We start from the raw sequence: 234 nt of genomic DNA on the forward strand, positions 1-234 counted from the left end.
GCGTAAAACGTTGACCTATGACCGTGGACGCGAGATGTCAGAACATAAAATACTCGAAGAAGATTTAGGCATAGATGTATATTTCTGTGACCCACATTCACCTTGGCAAAAAGGCACATGCGAAAATATGAATGGTTTAATTAGGCAATATTTACCTAAAGGGATTGATTTAAATCAGGCAGATCAGCATTATTTAAATCAAGTTGCCATGTCACTGAATACTCGTCCTAGAAA

General features: G+C 37.6%; 1 protein-coding gene. It reads left to right on the forward strand.

What is annotated here, in order from left to right; genetic code table 11:
- Positions 1-234: IS30 family transposase (locus tag DPG01_RS18705; RefSeq protein WP_110976022.1), on the forward strand; the 234-nt coding region annotated here is incomplete at both ends.

It is taken from the genome of Acinetobacter sp. WCHAc060042 (assembly GCF_003231195.1).
Lineage (GTDB): Bacteria > Pseudomonadota > Gammaproteobacteria > Pseudomonadales > Moraxellaceae > Acinetobacter.